We start from the raw sequence: 21,087 nt of genomic DNA, 5'->3' as shown, positions 1-21,087 counted from the left end.
AGCCCTCCCCCTCGCCTTAGTCGGAGAAGTACTCCGGGGGTGTCGTCGAATCGAGGGCCAGTGCCACAGCCGCACGCGCAGCGACGGGACCCACCAGGTTTCCCGTCCCGTTGTACGCACCGATGGCGATGACACCGGGAAGAACCTCGGAGCAGAGGGGACGTCCGTCGGTGGTGTAACTCACGGACGCACCCCATCTCCGAACGACGTCGACGGGCTTGCCCGCCATACGTTCCGCTACTCGTTCGATGTAGCCCTGGACGCCCGGAGTAGGTGACGTGTCGAAGGTCCACTCGGTGTCGACGAAACGGTCTCGCCCGCCCCCGACGAACAGGCGCCCATCCTTCGCTTGCTGGGCGTAGTCGTATCCCCAGCGTCCGTACACAGGGCACGGCAGGCGTTCAGGCAGCCCCGGCGCCGTCCCGAGCATTTGCAGGCGTGCCGTCCGGACCCGCCCCTGCAAATCCGGGAGGACCTGTTCGAGTTTGCCGTCCACCGCGACAATGACGACGGGCGCACTGACCGAACCGTGTTCTGTTGTCACCCTTCCACTCTCCACTGCGGTGACAGGCGAGTGCTCGTACAGGCCGGCCCGTCCCCGAAGGAGTGACGCCAGCCTCAGAGCTCGGCGGGAGGGGTTCATGGCCGCGTCGTCGGGCAGAAACAGGCCGCGCCCGAGCTCGCCGTCGTATTCTTCGACAGCGATGTTGTGCTCACGCAGCACTGTTGCCAGTGCTGCGCAATCCGCGAGTTCCGCCGCGCGATCGGCGGCCTCGGCGTCGTCGACAGGTTCGCCGGGCAATCCCGCGAGGCGAATGGAGCCCGTCCGTGCGATGACCTCCGGACCCAGCATCTCGGCAAGCCGGTCCAACTCGAGCAGGGTTGCGCGATAGAGATCGACCGACGACGTCCCCCAGGTCGAGAGGGACGAGTGGAGGAACGTCGCCGGGCCGCCCAGGAGGAAGCCGCCGTTGCGCCCCGCCGCGCCGGCCGCGACCCGCCCGGCGTCGACGCCGACAACCTGCAGCCCACGTTCGACCAGGGCGCCGATCGCCGCGAGACCCGACCCGCCGAGGCCGACGACACACACGTCGGCCGTGACGTTCTGTTCCAACACCGGAAGACCGTTCCACGACGCGACCACCGGATCGTCGTCCCAGGCGCTCACCGAATTCCACTGGGTGTCGGATCGAAGATTTGTCATCGCATTTCCCTCTCGTTCAGCTCGATACGTTCCGGTGTCAGAGAAAGTTGACGCCTTGGGCGAGTGGGAGTTCGGTGGAGTAGTTGACGGTGTTGGTGGATCGTCGCATGTAGGTTTTCCAGGCGTCGGAGCCGGATTCGCGCCCGCCGCCGGTTTCCTTCTCGCCGCCGAATGCTCCGCCGATCTCGGCGCCGGAGGTGCCGAGGTTGACGTTGGCGATGCCGCAGTCGGAGCCGTCGGCAGACAGGAACCGTTCCGCTTCGCGTTGGTTGGTGGTGAAGATCGCCGACGACAGTCCTTGCGGTACTTCGTTGTGCAACGCGATCGCGTCCTCGAAGTCGTCGTAGGTCAGGACGTAGAGGATGGGGGCGAACGTTTCCTCGTGCACGACCGAGGTTTGCGCGGGCATCCGGACGAGGGCCGGTTCGACGTAGTAGGCGTCGTCGAGTTGGTCGGCGAAGCGGGTTCCGCCGCCGGTGACGATCTCGCCGCCGCCGGCTTTCGCTTTCGCGAGGGCGTCTGCGAAGGCGGTGAACGCCGCCCGGTGGACGAGGGGTCCGACGAGGGTGGTCTCGTCGAGGGGGCTGCCGATGGGAAGCTGCTCGTAGGCTTTGCTGATGCGGTCGACGAGTTCGTCGGCGACGGAGGAGTGCACGATGAGCCGGCGCAGGCTGGTGCACCGCTGCCCGGCGGTGCCGGCGGCGGAGAACACGATGCCACGTACCGCGAGGTCGAGGTCGGCGTGTTCGGTGACGACGGCCCCGTTGTTGCCGCCGAGTTCGAGCAGGCTCCGCCCGAAGCGGGCGGCGACGCGGGGGCCGATCTCGCGGCCCATCCGCACCGATCCGGTGGCGCTGAGCAGGGCGACACGGGGATCGTCGACGAGTCGTTCCCCGACCTCGCGTGGGCCCTGGATCAGGTGATGGATGCCGGCGGGGGCGCCGACGTCGGCGGCGGCCCGGCGCAGCAGCGCGTCGCAAGCGAGCGCGGTGAGCGGGGTGATCTCCGAGGGCTTCCACACCACGGTGTCTCCGGCGACGAGGGCGATCGCGGTGTTCCACGACCAGACCGCGACGGGGAAGTTGAATGCCGAGATCACCCCGACCACCCCGAGCGGATGCCAGGTCTCCGACAGCCGGTGTCCCGGCCGTTCGGAGGCCATCGTCTTGCCGTACAACTGGCGGGAGAGTCCGACCGCGAACTGGCAGATGTCGATCATTTCCTGCACTTCACCGAGCGCCTCGGAGGTGACCTTGCCGGCCTCGACGGTCACCAGGTATGCGAGGTCGTCCTTGTGTTCGGTCAGCAGCTGCCCGAGGCGGGCGACGACCGCCCCGCGTTGCGGTGCGGGCACCAGCCGCCAGTCGGCGAACGTGCGCGCCGCCGACGAAATCGCGTCGTCGACCTCGCGTGCGGTACTCGCCTCCAGCCGGCCGATCACCTCACCAGTGATCGGACTCCGCGACACCACCGGACCATCGGGACTGGACGGGGCGTCGGCCCCGAGCCGCGCCAGGACCTCGGCAGCGCGAACAGCGAGCTCACCGGAAACAGGAAAAGAAGACATCAAACACTCCAACGGGAAGGGGTAATCGATCGGGACGGTCGAGAGTTGTCGGCTGGGATCACGCGAGGTCCCGGCGGACGGTGTGGTGCCAAGGCTTCTGCGCGAACGGTTCTCCGTCGTCGAAGGCCTCGACCGAAACGTCGAGGTCGAAATGGGTGGGCGACGTCGTCACGGTCATCGTCGACTGTGTCGCCGTCCTGCCCTCGGGATAGTCGACCTCGAACCGGGCGAACGCCTCGATGCGCTGATCGAACGTACGGAGATCGAGCGTGACCTCTCCGCTGTACTCCTCGCTGCAGGCGAAGCCCTTGGTGCTCGTCCACCGCGAACCGTGTGCCGTGCGGCAGGTGGTCGTGCGCGCCAGCACGTCACGCTCCACTCTCCAGGTCACCCCGTCGCCGGTCTGCAACGACTCGGGATGCACATGGGGCAGGGTCGACTCGGGAAGGTCGTCGATCGACTCCATCACCGACAACAGCAGGTTCGACGCCTCGCGGTCGATCTCGAGAGTCACGGGCCGCGGCGGCGCCGTCACGTTCGGCCAGTCGTTTCCAGTGACGGCGAGACGGAGTTGCCTGCCTTCGTCGAGACTCCATGCGGTGGCTTCGAGTTCGATCTCGACATCCACCCACTCGCCGGGCTCCAGCGCCACGGGGTCGCTGTCGTACCCGCCGCGGTGGGTGAGGTTCAGCAAGCCGCGCGTGATCAGTGTCGACGTTCCGTCCGGGGCCACGTCACACAGCTTGGCGGAGACGAACGCGACCGGTTGGTCGGCGCGCACTCGCAGCTGCAGGCGTGGGTGACCGTAGAGATGAAGGTCGTCCGCGGGCCAATCCCACGTCATCGACGCGGCATTGTCGTACCTCTGGTCCGTCGGCTGGCCCCAGGGAAGCGATCCCGCGCAGCTGTTCCACGCAGCGGTTCCGACGTCGCCGATCACCGCATGGGTGACGCAACCGGTGCCGAGATCGAAGTCGAGTGTCTTCGTGTCCGCCAGCGGTAGTCCGATGTGATCCCGCCACGTCCCGTTGACCTCACGGAGATCCGGTTCCGGCGCGGTCGAGCGCCGGTGGAAGATCGTGACCTGCGGTTCGGCGTCGATCCCGTTCTGCTCGTCACGAAGCCAGCGATCGAACCACCTGGCCATCTCTGCGGTCAGATCGATCCAGGGACCGGGAAGGGACAGCTCCGCGCCCATGTGACTCCACGGACCGATCAGCAGCTTCCACGGGGTCCCCGCATTCTCCAGAGCCTCTACCGTGCGAAACGTATTGTTGCGGTAGCCATCTGCCCATCCGGCCACGATCATCGTGGGGCACGTGACGCTGGCGTAGTCGGGTCGAACCGATCCGTCCTGCCAGTACGGCTGCCGGCGCTGCTCGCTTCGCCACGTGAAGACCCACGGCTCATTGCTCTCGATCCGGTGTCGCCACTCCTCGCGCCAGTCACCGTCCCACAGAGACGGGACCGGTGGCATGGCGTTCATCGCGATCATGAACGACGGGTAGTCGACGAGGTCGAGGGCACGCATCGCGCCGCCCATGTAGTGCACGTCGTCGTTGAAGCGGTCGTCGGAGGAGTAGATCGGCACGATCGCCTTCAGCGCTGCCGGGCGTGCGGCGGCCACTTGCAGGGAATTGAAGCCACTGTACGACCAGCCGAACATACCGACCGATCCGTTCGACCACTCCTGTCCGGCGAGCCACTCGATCAGGGACGCCATGTCGTCGAGTTCGCTGAGCGGGTACTCGTCCGTGGCCAGTCCGCCCGACGAACCGGTGCCGCGCACGTCCACCCGGCAGACGGCGAACCCGAACTCTGTGCAGAATCGCTCGTAGTGCACCCGTTCGAGCAGATCGTCCTTGCGGTAGGGCAACGCCTCGAGCAGCACGGGAACCGATTCGTCGGTGACCGGCAGGTACAACGTGAACGCAAGCGGGACCCCGTCGCTCATCGCGAGCGAGGAATCGATTGCGGTGAATTCGAACATGTCCGTCCTAGGAGGTGTGTGACGAGTACGGATACGAGAGCTTTCGTGTGTGCGGTGAGGAGCCCAGGACCGCGGACAGTAGTCGCTGCGTATAGGCGTCCTGCGGATTCTGCGTGACGTCGTGCGCGGACCCGCTCTCGACGATTCTGCCCCGGTGCATCACCGCGACACGGTCACTGATCCGCCGGACCACGTCGATGTCGTGCGTGATGAAGAGGTAGGCGAGACCGCGTTCGCGCTGCAACCGCAGAAGTAGATTCAGGATCTGGGCTTGCACGGACACATCGAGAGCCGACGTCGGTTCGTCGCACACGATGAAGTCGGGATCTGTCGCCAGCGCACGGGCGATGCAGATTCGCTGTCGCTGTCCGCCGGACAGCCGATGAACGTGAGCGTCCGTTCCGACCTCCGACATTCCGCATTGGTCCAGTAGTTCGCGGACCCGTTCTTTTCCGCCTGCGCGATAACGCTTCTGAGCGCGTAGCGGCTCTGCGACGACTTCACCGACCGTGAATCTCGGATCGATCGAGTCGTACGGGTCCTGGAGGACGACCCCCACGGTGCGCCGGAATTCGCGTGCCGCCTTCCCCCGGCGCGGACGGGGCGCGCCACTGAAGAGCAGCTCTCCCGAATCGAATGTCCCCAGACCGGTGACGATCCGCGCCAAGGTGGATTTCCCCGAACCGGATTCGCCGACCAGGCTGGTGGTCTTGCCACGCTCGACGAGCAAGGACACCCCGTCCAGCACCTTGGCCGAGCCGAAACTCTTGGACACCGAACGGACTTCGACCAGGGGCGTATCGACGCTACTCACGATTGTCCACCTCTGCTAGCGGCGAGTGCCGGCGTCTTGACGTCGTCTTCGGTCTCGATGTCGAGTGGGTGGTGACAGGCCACCCAGTGGTCGGGGGCGAGTTCGACCGACCGGGGTGTCTCCGAGACGCAGACGTCATCTGCTCGGTCGCACCGTGAGGCGAATGGGCACCCGGTCGTGGTCGAATGCGCGGAAGGGCTTCCGGGAATCGCGCTGAACGCTTCTTTCGGCTTCGCGGAGCGTCCGCTGGCGAAACAGTCGAGCAGTTTGCGCGTGTACGGCTGCCGCGGAGTGTCGAACATCGAGTACACGTCGCTCGATTCGAGCATCCGGCCGCCGTAGAGCACGGTGACCGAGTCGGCCATCTCGGCAACCACCGACATGTCATGGGTGATCCAGAGGCAGGTCAGCCCATTTCGCGCCTGGAGATCGACGATGAGTTGCAGGATCTCGGCCTGCACCGTGACATCGAGCGCCGTGGTCGGTTCGTCGGCGATCAGCAGTGCGGGCTCGAACGCCAGCGCCATGGCGATCATGACCCGCTGGCGCATACCCCCGGACAGTTGGTGCGGATACATCCGCACTACTCTCTCCGGATCGTTGATGTTGACCTGGGCCAGGGCGGCGATCGCCTTCGCTTCCGCAACGGCCTTCCTGTCACCCCCGCGAACGCTGTAGATCTCGCTCACCTGCCGCCCGATGCGAACCACGGGATTGAGGGCCGCCAGGGCATCCTGGGCGAGGTAGGCCACTGTATCGCCACGCATCTCGCGCAGCTCGTTCCCCTGCATCCGCACGACGTCCCTGCCGTCCACGCAGATCGAACCGGAATCGATCGTCGTCCCGCGTGGCAGAAGCCTGCTCGCGGCGAGCGCAATCGTCGACTTCCCGGAGCCCGACTCGCCGACGAGGGCCATCGTGGTACCCGCCTTGATCTCGAAACCGACGTCGCGGACCGCGCAGTAGCTGCCGTAGGAGATCGACAGATCGCTGACGACGACATCACTGCCGATGACACGCGGTGCGGCCGGGGCCGGGCCGCCCGCGGTTGCGCTCGGAGCGCCCGACGGTGCATTCACAGTGCGCCCACTTTCGCTCGGGGATCGATCAACGCTCGGATGACGTCGGCAGCAAGATTTCCGAGAACGACGAGGACAGCGGCCACGATCACCGTGCCGGTCAGCACCGGTCGGTCGACGTCGGCGAATGCCTCGGTCTGCAGGGCGCCGATTCCCGGCCAGCCGAAGATGGCCTCGACGAAGACGACGCCGGAGAACATGATCGCGACGTCCATCCCGAGCATCGTGATCGACGGGGGCAGTGCGTTGCGGACGACGTGCCGGGACACGACGTAGCGCCTCGACAGTCCCTTGGCGACAGCCGTTCGCGTGAACGACGACGCGAGGGCATCTTTCATGCCGTCTCGAACGACGTTCGCGTAGTACGGGGCGCCGAGCACCCCGAGCGTCAGCGCAGGGAGCACCAGGTGTGAGAACCCGGTACCACCGTCCACCGGGAAGATCGGGACGAGGTAGCCGAAGGCGAGCAGAAGCAGGAATCCCAGCGCGAACGGCGGAATCGACAGCAGGGCGACATTGGTGGCCGCCAGGGCCCAGCTCCGAGTGGGACGCAGCGCCTCCCAGAGCCCGAGGGACGCACCGAGAATCATCTCTACGGCCAGTGCCGTGACCGCGAGTAGTGCGGTGGCCGGCAGTCTCTCCAGGATCAGGTCGAGCACGGGGCGGTGTCGTGTGTAGGACTCGCCCAGATCTCCGGTGAACACCGACGAGTAGTACTGCCAGAGCTGCACGACGAGTGGATCGTTGAGATGCAGCCGTTCCCGGACAGCCGCGAGTACCTCCTCGCTTGCCCGTGGCCCGGCAATCGTGCGGGCGGGATCGCCGGGAAGCATGTACTGGATCATGAAGGTCAGGAGAATCACCAGCGCTATGGTCAGCACACCATAGAGCACCCGTGTGATCAGATATCGAGCCATGATTGCCGCTCCGAGAGAGAGTTGCGACGGTTGATGCCCTCGGCGATGAGCACGAACGACAGAACCGTGGCGATGGTCAGGACAAGCGGTACCAGCAACAGATGCGGCGCGTAGTCGATCGCGGTGGACCCACTGGCCAGAAGATTGCCCAGTTCCGGCTGCGGCGGCTGGATGCCGGCGCCGAGGTAGGACAGTCCGGCGCCGATCACCACGACAGCTGCGCCGTTGAGTGCTGCGATGTTGAGGAGAACGGTGGAGATGTGCGGGAGGATGTGCCGCCGCAGGATCGTCAGCTTGCCGACGCCGTGGACCGCGGCGGCCTCGACGAATCCTCTACCGCGCAAACGCAGTACCTCGCCGTAGACGAGTCTCGCAGTCCACGCCCAGTAGAGGGCCGTCACCACGACGACGATGCCCCACATTCCGCGGCCGACGATACTGGCCAGAGCCAGGCCGGACAGCACGATGGGAATCGAGAGGAATACGTCGACCACCCGCATGAGTCCCTGTTGCACAACGGGTCCGAACGACCCGGCGATCAGGCCCACCACCGTGCCGACGAGCATCGACGTGACGTTGGCCGCGATCGCGATCACGAGCGTCGCCCGCAGTCCCGACGCGCTCCGGGCGAGGAGGTCCCTGCCGAGCGAGTCCGTGCCCGCGAGGTGGCCGGGTGACAGGATGCCCAGGGGGCTTCCCAGATCCGTCAGGCCGTCCCGGTGGAGCACATAGGGAGATCCGAACAGCGGCGCGACGGCTGCGAAGAGAATGAGGAGGCCGAGGAGGGAAAGGCCGATGTAGAGCAACTTGCTTCGCCGAGCCGTCCTCGCCCGTTTGGCAGGCACTTCGACGTGTTCGTCCCGGACGGCTGCCGCAACAATGGTACTCACATCACACCCAGATTCGGTCGTAGTAGGTGCCGGTCTCGGCCCGCATTTGGTAGTTCTGGACCCGCGGCGACCGCATCGCATAGAACTGGAGACTGCCGATGAATACACCCGGCGCGTCCTCGGCCACGAGCGCTTCGGCGCGCGCGAGGTGCGCGTTGCTCTCTTCGCGGGTCAGGCTCGCCAGTGAACGGCCCGCCAGGTCGTCGACTCGGGGGTTGGAATATCCCTGGAAATTCGACGACGCTCCTGTCACAAAATTGCTTGCGAGAATATCCAGTCCCGTCGGCTGAACCTGGTAGAACTGCCTGCCGAAAACATCGGCCTCGCCGTTGTCCAAAGCCGTCCAGAATGCGGCGTTACTGAGCGACGTGATGTTGAGGTTTACATTGATCTCTGCCCATTGCTGCTGCAATACGAGGCTGGCGGATTTCCAATAGTCGTCATCATTGCAGAAGAATTCGAGTTCGAGGGAATCGACACCGGCGTCTTTCATGAGCGCCTTTGCGCGCGTGAGATCGTACGAGTACGGCGGAACAATTCGTTGGTATTCGGGTTCGTCCTCGGGAATTATCGCTCCCCAGGATTTCTGCAGTCCGCGCGAGTATTTGGCCAACTGGTCTTTGTCGGTGGCCCAATTGAGCGCCTGCCGGACACGCGGATCCGCGAGCTTGTCGGTCGCGACGTTGAGAGCCGCCCAGCCCGCCCCCAGAACGGGGATGAACTTCGTGTACGTCTCTCGCAGTTCCGGATTACCCTGCACCCGCTCGGCGATGGTCGGCGTGAGCCCCTCGCCGAGGATGTCGACATCGCCGTTCTGGAGTTGCAGGAACTGCATCGAGGGATCGATGCCCCATCGGTAGACGACCTCGTCCAGAAACGGCAGTCCCGGCCACGGATAGTAGGGGCTGCGGACGAACACCGACCGTCGGTTCTTGGTGTCGTACGACGTGATCATGAAGGGTCCGTTGCCCACGGGCGTCCGGCTGAATTCCTCACCGAGGCGTTCGACCTCCTCTCTCGGCAGGGCCGCCGCGTAGGGCTGGGCCATCAAACTTGTGAACGTCACGTCCGGCGCCGACAGCTCCACGATCAGGGTGAGATCATCCTGCGCGTAGACGCCGGGAAGCGCGGTCGAGATGCCGGCGAGATAGTCCTCACTTCCCACGATCGAGCCGAAATAGCCTGAGGCCCAAGACTCTGTCGCCGGATCGAGGAGTCGCCGCCACGCGTACACGTAGTCGTCGGCGACGACGGGCCGTCCGTTGTGGAACTTGACGTCGGGACGAAGTCGAATGACGTACCGAGTGCCGTCCTCGGAAATCTCCGGAAGCGCGGCTGCCGCTGCGGGCGCGGCCCCTCCCGCCTGTCCTTCGAACCGGAACAGCGGGAGATAGAGCAGGCTCGTCACCGCCTCCCACGAATGCAGGTCGTAGCCGAGTTGCGCGTCGTAGGAGTTGCCCTCCGCGCTCCACGCGGTGACGACACTTCCACCGCTGCGGCCGTGCACGACATCGCCGGGTCCCGGCGGCGCCGCCGGGACACCGGACGGGGGTCCGACCATTTGAGCGCCGGGGACTGTAGTGCGTCCACAGGACGCCAGTGCGAGCGCTACTGCGCCCACGCCGCCGAGCGCGAGAAATTTTCGGCGACTGACTGCATCGAAACTCACGGATCCGCTCCTTCTAGGGCCTCGAGTCGGTAGGTTCTCACCACCCCGGCCTGCAGACTTTCAATCTATGAAAGCCGCTTTCGTTATTCATAGTAGCGCTGAAGTGACCGGCGCCACAAGGCTTCACACGGAATCGACACCGAGATTTTCGTCTGAAATCCGGAGTCAGCGCTGAATGTTTTTAACCTCGAGAAACTCACGGAGACCGTGAATTCCGAGTTCTCGACCGTTACCCGATTGCTTGTACCCGCCGGTCGGCGCAAGCACGTTGAACGGTCCACCGTTGACGACTACGCGACCCGTCTCGAGACGGCGCGCGAGCGCCAGTGCGCGATCGTTGTCTTCGGACCACACCGCACCGCTCAATCCGTATATCGAACTGTTGGCGATCCGCACGGCGGCGTCGTCGTCTTCATAGGAAATCAGGAGGGCGACCGGCCCGAAAATCTCTTCGGTCGCAATTGTCATTTCCGGATCGACGTCGGCGAAGACCGTCGGAAGAATCCAGAATCCGTTCTCCATCCCGGCAGGAATCCGGTCCGGCGGGCACACTCCGCCGACCACGAGACGTGCGCCCTCAGCGAGGCCGGCGTCGAGATGGCCGATCACGGATTCGTATTGCGCGCGCGTCGCGACGGGCCCGATGTGATCGCCCCCGAGTCGTGGATCGCCGATCGTCCAACGGGACGCGATAGCGGCCGCCAACTCCACGGCTTCGTCGTACCGGCAGGCAGGGACGAGAATGCGGGCACAGGACGTACACGTCTGACCCGAGTTGAAGAACACGTCGGCCAGGGCACCGGACAGCACCCCGGCGAGGTCCGTGACATCGTCGACGATGATCGCCGCGGACTTACCGCCGAGTTCGAGCCCCACTCGTTTGATCGAGTGCGCGGCGGCGATCGACACCTGCCTGCCTGCGTTGGTGGACCCGGTCAGCGAGACCGCGGCCACGTCCGGATGCGCGACGAGCGCCGCGCCCACCACGGACCCGTGACCGGGGACGAGATTGACCAGACCGGCCGGCGCTCCGCATTCGCGTGCGACTTCCTCGATCGTGGAGACAAGCAGGTACCCGTCGAGCGGTGCGTCGATGCTCGGTTTGAAGACCACCGTGCACCCGCTCGCGAGGGCCGCGGCGATCTTGACCGACGCGAGGTAGAGCGGGTAGTTCCAGGGGGTGATGGCCGCCACGACCCCGATCGGCTCATGGACGATCAGCGAGTTCCCCAGCACCTCCTCCCACTCGAACTCGTTCACGAGTTTCGCGTAGGACTCGAACACGGCGATCGCGAGATCGGTCTGCGTGTCGCGCGCGTTGTCTGCCGGCGCGCCCATCTCCAGGCTGATCAATTCTGCGAACTCGTTATGTTGCAGTCGAATGCGCTCCGCAACAGCTTCGAGGAGCCGGGCTCTGGCCTGAGGGGATGTGCGCGACCATCGGAGCCCCGCGGTTCGGGCGGCGTCGACGGCGAGGTCGACATCAGCTGCGCCGCCGATGGCGATCTCGCCGCAGACCCGCGCGGTTGCCGGGTTCACCACCTCGGCGACCGCCGGGTCCACCGGCGGACGCCATTGTCCGCCGATGGACAGGCAGTCGTACCGAACCGCAGTCGAACCGGGCGCGAGTTCGAAGGTCACGCGCCTCGGGTCCCTTCCGCGTACCTCTCGAGCACCCACTTCTGGAACCCGCCGATGAGCGCCTCGGACTGGAGCATGATCCGCCCTTCGGTCAGCGACCCCGAACGGATGCCTTGCTGTACCGACTCCACCAGTACTCGATCCTCGACGCCGACCTGATCGTCGAAGACCAGCATGTCGTCGATCCACTGCTGGGTGACGTCCGCGCTGAAGAAGTAGTCGAGGATCCCGTGGCAGTCGTCGGGACCGGTCGGCACCATCGGGCCGATCGACAGGTTCGGCAACCCCGGATTGATGTTGATCTTCAGGTTGGGGAAGATGGCGAAGTATCGACCTTCCGGAACCGCTCCGTCTCGTCCCGTGTACCCCTCGGAGCGAGGGACCGCGTTGCCGGGCAGCGGACGCAGCGGTCCGTTCTGCCATGCGAAGGTGTGCTCCAGCTCGAGCTGATAAGCATCCATCTGGGTGTCCAGCACGTCGCTGAATCCGGGGTGCGCGGTCGGGCAGTGATAGCACTCCAGGTAGTTCTCCATCGCGACCTTCCAGTTGCAGGCGATGTCGTACTCCGACCGGAAGTGAAAGTTCAGCCCGTCGACGTCGATCCCGGCAGCCGCGATCAGGTCCGGCACCTCACCCAGCTGGTCGAACAGATCGGCCGGGGAGTCGTCGAGATGCGCGAACAGGAAGGGTCCCCACGTCTGCGCGGACGCCTTGCGCAGTCCCAACTGCTGTTGTGGAAAGCACTCCTCGGACGCCGAACGCGGTGCACCCTTGAGGCTTCCGTCCAGACCGTACGTCCAGGCGTGGTAGTGGCACTGCAGGGTTCGGCGCTGGCCCTTCTCGTCCAGTACGACCTTGGCCGCGCGGTGCCGGCACACGTTGTGGAACGCATTCAGCGATCCGTCCCGATCGCGAACGATCACGATGGGGACGTCGCCGATATCTGCGGTGACGAACATCCCGGTCTCTTCGACATCTGCGGCGCGACCGACATAGTGCCAGCTGGAAGCGAAGATCGCCTTCTTCTCCGCCTCGGCGACCTCGGGAGAGGTGTACCACTCGAGGGGAAGTGTCTTCCCTTCCACCAGGTGTTCTGCAACTCGCGCCGTCTCGTCCGTACTCACGGAGAAGCTCTCCGGTGCAACCGTATCGGTCATGATTCAACCCCTTCCCGCGGTTAGTACCGCTTGGTCTGTGTCGGCGGATCTGTCGCCGCCGTCGTGCATGGAGACTCCGACCGATCGGCCACCGTCGGCCGCGAAAACCGCCCCGGTGACGTATCGCGATTCGTCGCCGAGCAGGAATGCCGCGACGTCGCCGATGTCCTCCGGCGTGCCGAACCGGCCCATCGGGATCAGTTCCAGCATTCGCTCCTTCGCCCCGGGTGTCGAGAGAATGCCGGCCACCGCGTTGTCGGTCGGGACGAAGCCGGGTGCGAGTGCGTTCACGCGGATGTTGTTCGGCCCCCACTCGCGTGCCACGGACTTCGTGAAGGCGATCATCCCGGCCTTCGCCGCGGCGGAGTGGGCCACCAGCGGTGCTCCGGTCCACGCGTAACTCGCGACGATGTTGAGAATTACCCCCGGGCGCGACTCCCGGATCTGACGCTTCGCGAAGGCTTGCGAAGCATTGAAGGTGCCGTAGAGGGAGATCTCGACGACTGCTCGGAAACCACCGAACGACAGATCTACGGTCGGCGCGGTGAAGTTGCCTGCCGCGTTGTTGACCAGCGCATCCACGCTGGGGAGCGACTCGAACAGAGCGGCGACGCCGTCGTGATCCCGCACATCGACGGCATGGACCGCACAGGTGCCCGGCGCGTCCGCGAGCCGATCGGCAGCGCTGCGGAGTTTGTCGATGTCACGAGAGACGAGGACGACGTGGTGACCGTCGTCGACCAACCGCCGAGCGATACCGAACCCGATACCACTCGCTCCGCCGGTGATGACGACGGTGCGCGGATCGTGCCGGGTCATCGGTCACCCTCGCGTGCTGCTTCCAGCGCCACCACGATCTGGGGCGTCCAGGAACGCAGCGCCTTGATTCGCCGCGAGTATCGCTGCAGGGGGAATTCGAGGGTGAATCCCAGTGCGCCGAGGATCTGGTGGCAGTCCTTGGCGACACCCGCAGCCGTGCCGACCGCACGGCGCACGACGAACTCACTCGGCAGGTCCTCCGCCGCCATCTGGAGCCCCTCGGTCGCGGTCACCACATCCGCAAGCTTCTTCGCCACCGAATCCAGGGCGGACAGCGACTTTCCGAAGGCGATGCGGTTCTCCGCATGGTTCAGTGCCAGCTCGAGCGCGCCCGCAGCCAGACCAGCGGTGTAGCCCGCCATCGCGGCGTACCAGGCGTCGACACTCGCGGACGGGACGCCCTGCGGCGTGACCGGAGTGGTCGACACGATCGAGACGCCCTGTGCGTCGATGTAGTTCACCGGAGTGGCTTCCACCACCTCGACGAGCTGGGCCGCGCCGCGACCACAGAGCCACACGGTGTCACCCGGCTGTGAGTACCTCGCCAGGGTGACGTCGCCGTTCCCAAACGATGCCACGGCCACGCCGTGACCGAGAAGCGCATCGATACAGTCGACGGAGACCAGTGCCCGGCCGAGTTCAACTGCGCCGGCGCCGAGGAACTCGCTTCCCTGCGGTTCCGACGCGAGATCGAACCAGCCCGCGCGCGAAAGGTTCTCGCGCACCGCAGCGTCGCGATCGTCCGAGGGACGATCGGGCGCCCAGGATCCCGTCGTCGGGAAAGAACTGCAGATACTCTTCACCGAAGACGCGAACTCTCGAACGTCGTCTTTCGTCATCGTTACGTTTTCAGTCATCGCGCTGTCGCGATCCCTTCCGAAGTATGTGTTGCGCTGACGAGCTCGGCCAGCTGCTGAGTGTGTTCGCCGAGACGCGGTGCAGAACCGGCGTCGGGCCGGGCCTGTCCGTCGATCTTGAAGATCGATCCCAGTACGCTGACGGGACCTATCTCGGGTTGTTCGATCGTCTGCACGAGTCCGTTGGCGCGCACCTGCGGTAGAGAATGCGCTTGCGTGATCTCGCGAACGGGCCCGGCGGGAACGCCGAGTTCCTCGAACGCCGCGACCCAGTGGGAGACGGTGTCGGTCTTGATCACCTCGGCGAATCGGTGTTTCAGCGAACTCCGCATCACCCGTTCCGCCTGGTCGGCGGGCTCGGCCTGTGGGTTGACCGCCCACGGGTCGTCGATACCGAGTAGCGCCTGGACTTTCCGGCGCTGCGCCAGATTGAGACAGGCCAGCGCAATGAATCCGTCCGAGGCGCCGTAGCAACGGTAGTACGGCTCCAGTTCGTCCGACTCCGTCACCGTTTCGGCCAGTTGCTCGAGTCTCGTCTCGTCGCAGACGGCGGGCGCGTCGTCGAACTCGCTGCCTCCGACCGACACGAACCGCTGTACCTGCACGGCCAACGACGCTCCGAGCAGCGACACCTCGAAACCTTTGGACACGCCGGTCTCGCCGTGTCGCCGGAAGCGGTCGGTGAGACCGGCGAGCGCCGCCGCGAAGGTGAGCAGGCCGGCCGTCAGATCGGCCATGGCGATGCCACCGGATCGACGTGGTACGGGATCACCACTGCGCGCGTCGGCGAGCAGGAGTCCGGACGCCGCCTGCGCGATCAAGTCGTAGCCGAGGGTCTGCGATTCGGGCCCGTCGGTGCCGAATGCCGACACGCAGCACCACACCGCGTCGGGGTTGACGGATTTGACGGTGTCGCGATCCAAACCGAACCGCACGGCCCGTTCCGGGGGCATGTTGTGGATCACGACATCCGCCGTGCGGATCAACGCACGACTGAAATCTTGTCCCCGTTCAGTTTTCAGGTCCGCGACCACTGACTTCTTGTTGCGATTCAGCGAGATGAACCATCGTCCGCCATCCGGGGTCAACGGCTCGTAGTGCCGCCAGGCGTCACCGTTCGGGGGTTCCACCTTGATGACTTCCGCGCCGAGATCGGCCAGCATCATCGCCGCGAACGGGCCCGCGACGTACTGCGCGTAGTCGAGCACACGCAACCCGGCGAGCGGCTTGGCGGTCGGTACGGTCATGACGCTGCGCCTACCCTTCGCCTGGAGATGTTCTTGCGTTGAATGTCCGAAACACCGCCCGCGATGGTGGTCGCCGCCGCTGCGCGGGAAAGTGCCGCGAGTTTACCGTCGAGCACTGCGCCCGGGCCGCTTTCGATCAACGCACGCGGACCGAGCACTTCTACCGCCGCGTCAGCCAGTTCCTGCAGCAGCAGCGCGATCGACAGTTTGGCCATCGAGGATTCGGCGCTCGCGTCCTGTCGTGCATCGAGTCGCTCCGTGGCGCGGCGTCCGTGCAGGCGCGCGATCTGCGCGTCCCCGCGGAGCCCCGCGAGAATCTCGCGATCCCTCGGCGATGCGACCAGAGGCGCCATGTCGTCGAGAAGACGCAGGACGATGCCGACTTTCTCACTGGTAACCCGCTCGAAATCGAGTGTGCCCATGAGAATTTCCCAACCGGCATTTTCCTCGCCGACGATCTGATCGGCCGGGATGGACACGTCCGTCAACGTCAGTTCGCCGAGAGTTCCGCCTCCCAGCGTCTTGTGTACGTCCACGACGATGCCCGGCGTGGTGATGTCCACGAGGAAGACGGAAAGTCCACGGTGACGTGCCTCGGTGGAACCGGTACGGACTGCGAGGTACACCCAGTCGGCGTGTTCGGCGCTCGATGTCCAGATCTTGCGGCCGTTCACGATGAACCGGTCACCGTCGCGGCGCGCCGTGGTGCGAAGCGACGCGAGGTCGGTGCCCGCTTCGGGTTCGGAGAACCCCTGGCAGAAGATCATGTCGCCGGAGGCGATCTGCGGGAGGAAGATCTGGCACATTTCCTCACTGGCGAACTGAAGTAGGGCATTCCCAATCGTTTTCACCGACAGGAGGTAGCTCGAGAGTGGCAGCCAGTTGTATCCGAGCTGTTCCTCGACGGCGAATGTGAACAGTGCGTCCAGCCCGCGTCCGCCGTAACGCTGCGGCCAGTGCATCCCGATGAGCCCGGCCTTCCCGTATGCGGCATATGCCGCGCGGGAGTCGGCGTCGGAAGGTGAACCCTGATTGCTCGGCACTCCGCAGCCGCTGACTGCAAACTCCTGCGCCAAGCGGGCTGCCGTTGCAGCCGTGTCCTCGAGCGTGAGAGCGGGGTTTGCGATCTCAAAGCCTGCCGTAGTCATAGGCTTGCCTCAACTCCATTTTGTTTCACTGTATGGAAGTAACTTTTGCTCAATGAGAATAGCTCTGCGGATTGGCGAGTGTCAATGAAAATTGGGCGCCCGTGCGAAGGTCAGATGTCGAGGACCAGGCGCGGCGAGCAGGAACGCCCGACGCAGATCATCATGACCGCGTTGGAAGCTCGTTCCTCGTCCGTGAGCACGTCGTCCCGATGCTCCGGCTCGCCGTCGACCACACGGGCTTCGCAACTGCCGCAATATCCTTCGCGACAAGCCCACGGCCAGTCGGGGACGACCTCGAGCACCCGATCGAGAATCGAGTCCCCCTCGTCCACCACGACCGTCGTCCCGGTCGAGGCCAGCTCGACCTCGAACCGCGCCAGTCCGGACGTGGCGCCGGCATCGTCGGCTCGGGGCGTCGAGTCGCCGGGAAGACGAGCACTTCCGAAGCGCTCGAAATGCAAGGCCCCCACATTCGCGTGGTTCGCGCAGCACTCCTCGACTGCCCGCAGCAGCGGTTCCGGACCACAGCAGTAGACCTGCGTACCAGCCGGAGCGGCAGCGAGCGCCCCCGCCAGATCGATCCGGCCGCGCGAGGATTCCGGCACGAAGTCCGTGTCACCCTGCAGCTGTCGAAGTTCCTCGAGGAAGGCCATCGACTCGGTCGTCCTGCCGCCGTAGACAACTCGCCAGCGTTTCCCTGCCGCCGCCACGGCACGGGCCATGGGGAGGATCGGCGTGATGCCTATGCCGCCGGCGATGAACAGGTACGACTCGGCGTCGACGAGGGGGAAATGATTCCTCGGTCCGCGGACCTCGATCGTCACCCCGGGTGCGAGCGAGGAGTGAAACTCGCGGGAACCACCACGCCCCTCGGGCTGGTCGAGCACCGCGACCAGGTAACTGCGGTCATCCGAGGGATCGCCGCACAAAGAGTACTGGCGAGTGAGACCCGACGGGAGGGTGAAGTCCAGATGGGCGCCGGGTTCCCACGCCTCCAAGGTGCCGCCATCAGCGCGTTCGAAGCGAAACGAACAGATACCGTCGGCTTCGCGCCGCACTTCACGGGTCACCAGGAAGGTCGACTCCACCCTCCCCGTTGCGCCGTTACTTTCAGGGAGAGAAATTGACTTTCGCATAGCGAGAACAGTACGGACGGCACGAACTGGCCGTCAACAGTCAGTTGCGGCCTGAAACGACTCGAGGTCGAAGGGTCTAGCGTGCCGAGACCGCTGCCGCCACGTCGCGCAACATGGCAATCGCCGTGACCCGGAATTCCTCGGTCGCGCGACTGAGCGGCAACGAGATGTTGATCCCGCGCAAGGTCCCGTCCGACTGAGGCGGCAACGCGATCGCGATAGAGGTCAGGCCGATTTCGTACTCTTCGTCCGAGATCGAGATCCCGGTCCTGCGAACCTCGTCCAGCCGCTTCTTCAGCTCGGGCCAATCAGCTGCGGTTCGCTTCGTCGTCCGATGATACGGACCTTCACCGATGCGCTCCCTGACCTCCGCGTCGTCCAACTGGGCGAGCAACGCCTTCCCCAGCGCCGTGTTGTGCGCGGAGATCCGCGCACCGATCGTCGCCTGCGGTGTGAGCATGCGCGATCCGGTCACCCCATCCAAGTACACCACCCACGGTCCGAGCAGCATGGCCAAGTTCGTGGTTTCACCCGACTGCTTCGACAACTCGTGCAGCTTCGGACGTATCACCACGGTCGGATCGCTCCGAGCGATCAACGGTCCCGCGAGCTGCAGCAGCGTGCTGCCCAATCGAAGATTTCGACCGCCCGCGACCGGCTCGAGAAACCCGTGACCGACCAGCGTCCCCACCAATCGGTGGACGGTCGGCATCGGCAGGCCACACCGTGACGCGATGTCGCTCTGACTCAACTCCGGATCGTCCTCCGAGAAGAGCTGCAGAATCTCCAGACCGCGAGCGAGGGTCTTGACCGAGCTCGGCGAGGCTTCCGATTGCGCGCGCACGTCTGAAGTGGACATGCACGCAAAGCTACTAGCACGCGGGCCGGGCCGGGACGGCATCCCCGCCGAGCGGGACACAACCTCCTCGGCTCCACCCACGGCCGCGGCCCTGTCCACTCGACCGGAAAACCGGTGCCCGTCTCGCGGGAATTCGGGCCTTGACGCCATATCCCCCGGTAGATACAGTTCTCGTCATTCGGAAGTTGATTTCATTCCTCGAAACTTCTCGCTCCTCGGGCGAGACGCGGATGACATCCGGCTGACAGTACTCATCTCCGACCTGCGCTGTTCCGCGCCGACCCGACAGGGCGGCGATTCGGCGCCGGTCACCGAAATCGGCAGGTGAGCAGCGCCGCCGGCATTCGTGCAGCTTCTCCCCGCACTCCTGGCCTCACAGTCGCGCCCTGCCCTCACACATCATGAGCCACACTGTGGTTCGAACATCACGGAGCGGAGAAACAATTCTGGACGTGGTAGTCCTCGGGGCCGGGCTCGCCGGCCTCTCAGCCGCGCGGGACCTCGTGCATGGAGGTCTCGATGTCCGGGTCCTCGAGGCCCGGGATCGCGTCGGGGGCCGGGTCAAACAGACCCGACTCGACGATGGCCGGATCGTTCAGCTCGGCGGCGAGTTGGTCGGGAGTTCCCACACGTCGTACATCGGTCTGGTGAACGAACTCGGATTGTCGCTGCGTGACAGCTACATCTCCGAACCCGGCCAGACGGTGTGGGATATCGACGGAACCGTCATCCGTGGTGACCAGGCAGCCTGGATGACCGAGGAAGATGTTGCGGACTACGAGCGTGTGACTCAGTTGATGGTCGCTCTCGCGAAGCAGGTTCAGCCCGACAATCCGTGGGCACATCCCGACGCGAAGGTGCTGGACTCCCTGTCCTTCGCCACGTGGCTCGACGAGGTTGCGGCTCGACCCGCGGTGAGTCGCATGTTCGAGCTGGCGAAGGCGGGACTGGCTGCGGACGGCACGGCCCGGACTTCGCTCCTGGCCGAGCTGCGCAAGATGTCTTCGGTCGGCGCGACCGCCCTCGAGAGGTACTACGACATCGACCAGTGGACTCGGTCGACGGTTGCGGAGGGTAGCGCAACGGTCGCCCATCGGATGGCTGACGAGCTCGGAGACCGAATCGAACTGTCGAGTGCCGTCACCGCTCTCCACGTCGAGCCCCACCGAGTCACCGTGGAGCTCCGTGGGGGTCGCACGGTCGCCGCGGCGAATGTCGTGTGTGCGATTCCTGTTGCTCCTCTCAGGCAGGTCGCCATCACCGGGCTGTCGTCCGAGCGCCTCGAATCCCTTCACCGGATTCGCAACTCGCTCACCGCGAAAGTGGTCGCCGCGTACGAGACTTCATTCTGGCGCGGCCAGGGTGAGAGCGGATCCGCCTACGGCGATGGACTTCTCGGTTCCACCTGGGTGCAAGGGCCGGGTCTGTTGTCCGCGCTCGTGCCGCCGGCGCAGTTGTCGTTTCACCTCGCCGGAGATCAGTCTGCGCGTGACGTGGACGCCCGCACGGCATTGTCACGGATGTACGGAGAGGCTGCCGCCCACCCGACGGCACTGTTCACCGAGGAATGGTCCATCAAGCCATACTCATTGGGATACATGGCGCATTACGCTCCCGGTGATCTCTCCGCGATCGGCCCACTACATGCGGCGCACGAGCCGCCGTTCTTCGTCGCCGGATCGGACTACTGGGTCTCCGGCTACATGGAGGGCGCAGTCCAGACCGGGCGTTCGGCAGCCCAGGCGGTACTGCGGCGATAGTCCGCTCGGTCCGCCAACAACCCACCCGAATCACACAAATTCACCTGTTCGACACCATGTTCCGTCATTGCACGAGATCGCCACCGATCCCGTGCGATGACGTGCTGTCGGTTCGCTGCCACAATCACGAATGAGGGAATGAATGAGCACAATCCGTAAGTCAGTGCTGCGCCGTGGAGCCCGCATTGCCGGCCTTGGTGCCGCTGCGGCTGTAGTCCTCGGCCTGATGTCCACGGGTGCGGCCAACGCCGACACCTTCGTGCCGCTGCCGGGTGGCGAAAAGGTCGTCAACGCGGGAAGCGTCACGGCCAAGATCGCCCGCAACGCGGAGAG

At 65.2% G+C, this 21,087-nt stretch carries 17 protein-coding genes and 1 pseudogene; 2 read left to right on the top strand and 16 right to left on the bottom strand.

All coding sequences use genetic code 11. From position 1 onward, the window contains the following. Positions 1 to 16: 16 nt before the first annotated feature. The 16 genes from ACNJ7E_RS19470 to ACNJ7E_RS19395 all read right to left on the bottom strand — a co-directional run bounded on the left by ACNJ7E_RS19470 (position 17) and on the right by ACNJ7E_RS19395 (position 19,054). Positions 17 to 1,204 (bottom strand): NAD(P)/FAD-dependent oxidoreductase, encoded by a 1,188-nt coding sequence (locus ACNJ7E_RS19470; RefSeq protein WP_418340753.1) that lies wholly within the window; start codon positions 1,202 to 1,204, stop codon positions 17 to 19. A 37-nt stretch (positions 1,205 to 1,241) separates the two neighbouring features. Continuing rightward, positions 1,242 to 2,771, bottom strand: a complete 1,530-nt coding sequence (amaB, locus tag ACNJ7E_RS19465; RefSeq protein ID WP_418340752.1) for an L-piperidine-6-carboxylate dehydrogenase — start codon at positions 2,769 to 2,771, stop codon at positions 1,242 to 1,244. A 58-nt stretch (positions 2,772 to 2,829) separates the two neighbouring features. Continuing rightward, positions 2,830 to 4,761 carry a CocE/NonD family hydrolase gene (locus ACNJ7E_RS19460; protein WP_418340751.1) on the bottom strand — a complete coding sequence of 644 codons (1,932 nt, stop codon included), beginning with the start codon at positions 4,759 to 4,761 and terminating at the stop codon, positions 2,830 to 2,832. Between the two features lie 7 nt (positions 4,762 to 4,768). Then, positions 4,769 to 5,575, bottom strand: coding sequence for an ABC transporter ATP-binding protein (locus ACNJ7E_RS19455; protein WP_418340750.1), 807 nt, complete (start codon positions 5,573 to 5,575; stop codon positions 4,769 to 4,771). Continuing rightward, positions 5,572 to 6,654, bottom strand: a complete 1,083-nt coding sequence (locus ACNJ7E_RS19450; RefSeq protein WP_164060830.1) for an ABC transporter ATP-binding protein — start codon at positions 6,652 to 6,654, stop codon at positions 5,572 to 5,574. Before ACNJ7E_RS19450 ends, ACNJ7E_RS19455 begins: the two co-directional genes overlap by 4 nt. Continuing rightward, on the bottom strand, positions 6,651 to 7,571 hold the full coding sequence (locus tag ACNJ7E_RS19445) for an ABC transporter permease (protein ID WP_418340749.1): 921 nt from the start codon (positions 7,569 to 7,571) through the stop codon (positions 6,651 to 6,653). Before ACNJ7E_RS19445 ends, ACNJ7E_RS19450 begins: the two co-directional genes overlap by 4 nt. Continuing rightward, positions 7,556 to 8,461, bottom strand: a complete 906-nt coding sequence (locus ACNJ7E_RS19440) for an ABC transporter permease (protein WP_164060829.1) — start codon at positions 8,459 to 8,461, stop codon at positions 7,556 to 7,558. The genes ACNJ7E_RS19445 and ACNJ7E_RS19440 overlap by 16 nt, the downstream gene beginning before the upstream one ends. A 1-nt stretch (position 8,462) precedes the next feature. Then, positions 8,463 to 10,130 (bottom strand): ABC transporter substrate-binding protein, encoded by a 1,668-nt coding sequence (locus tag ACNJ7E_RS19435; protein ID WP_418340748.1) that lies wholly within the window; start codon positions 10,128 to 10,130, stop codon positions 8,463 to 8,465. A gap of 165 nt (positions 10,131 to 10,295) precedes the next feature. Then, positions 10,296 to 11,771 carry an aldehyde dehydrogenase family protein gene (locus ACNJ7E_RS19430; protein WP_418340747.1) on the bottom strand — a complete coding sequence of 492 codons (1,476 nt, stop codon included), beginning with the start codon at positions 11,769 to 11,771 and terminating at the stop codon, positions 10,296 to 10,298. After that, complete coding sequence (locus ACNJ7E_RS19425) at positions 11,768 to 12,928, bottom strand: aromatic ring-hydroxylating oxygenase subunit alpha (protein WP_418340746.1); 1,161 nt, start codon at positions 12,926 to 12,928, stop codon at positions 11,768 to 11,770. Before ACNJ7E_RS19425 ends, ACNJ7E_RS19430 begins: the two co-directional genes overlap by 4 nt. A gap of 3 nt (positions 12,929 to 12,931) precedes the next feature. Continuing rightward, entirely contained in the window at positions 12,932 to 13,747 is an 816-nt protein-coding gene (locus ACNJ7E_RS19420; protein WP_418340745.1) for an SDR family oxidoreductase, read from the bottom strand. Continuing rightward, positions 13,744 to 14,472, bottom strand: a complete 729-nt coding sequence (locus ACNJ7E_RS19415) for an acyl-CoA dehydrogenase family protein (RefSeq protein WP_418340744.1) — start codon at positions 14,470 to 14,472, stop codon at positions 13,744 to 13,746. The genes ACNJ7E_RS19420 and ACNJ7E_RS19415 overlap by 4 nt, the downstream gene beginning before the upstream one ends. 128 nt (positions 14,473 to 14,600) lie before the next feature. Beyond that, positions 14,601 to 15,851: a CaiB/BaiF CoA transferase family protein gene (locus ACNJ7E_RS19410; RefSeq protein WP_418340743.1), complete on the bottom strand. Its 1,251-nt coding sequence runs from the start codon at positions 15,849 to 15,851 to the stop codon at positions 14,601 to 14,603. Beyond that, positions 15,848 to 16,999 carry an acyl-CoA dehydrogenase family protein gene (locus ACNJ7E_RS19405; RefSeq protein WP_418340742.1) on the bottom strand — a complete coding sequence of 384 codons (1,152 nt, stop codon included), beginning with the start codon at positions 16,997 to 16,999 and terminating at the stop codon, positions 15,848 to 15,850. The genes ACNJ7E_RS19410 and ACNJ7E_RS19405 overlap by 4 nt, the downstream gene beginning before the upstream one ends. A gap of 110 nt (positions 17,000 to 17,109) precedes the next feature. After that, entirely contained in the window at positions 17,110 to 18,069 is a 960-nt protein-coding gene (locus ACNJ7E_RS19400; protein ID WP_418340741.1) for a PDR/VanB family oxidoreductase, read from the bottom strand. Between the two features lie 142 nt (positions 18,070 to 18,211). After that, a complete protein-coding gene (locus tag ACNJ7E_RS19395; RefSeq protein ID WP_418340740.1) occupies positions 18,212 to 19,054 on the bottom strand; it encodes an IclR family transcriptional regulator in 843 nt (280 codons plus the stop codon). A gap of 392 nt (positions 19,055 to 19,446) precedes the next feature. Here ACNJ7E_RS19395 and ACNJ7E_RS19390 point away from each other — a divergent pair, with 392 nt between their 5' ends. Next, the gene (locus tag ACNJ7E_RS19390) at positions 19,447 to 20,754 is read left to right on the top strand and encodes a flavin monoamine oxidase family protein (RefSeq protein WP_418340739.1); all 1,308 of its coding nucleotides are present in this window, start codon (positions 19,447 to 19,449) and stop codon (positions 20,752 to 20,754) included. Between the two features lie 142 nt (positions 20,755 to 20,896). After that, a pseudogene (locus ACNJ7E_RS19385) lies at positions 20,897 to 21,087 on the top strand (MspA family porin); the annotation flags it as partial.

This window comes from Rhodococcus mengyinensis, assembly GCF_048381435.1.
In the GTDB taxonomy this organism is placed as follows: Bacteria; Actinomycetota; Actinomycetes; order Mycobacteriales; family Mycobacteriaceae; genus Rhodococcus_F; species Rhodococcus_F opacus_D.
This window is presented reverse-complemented; position numbering and strand designations above follow the sequence as displayed.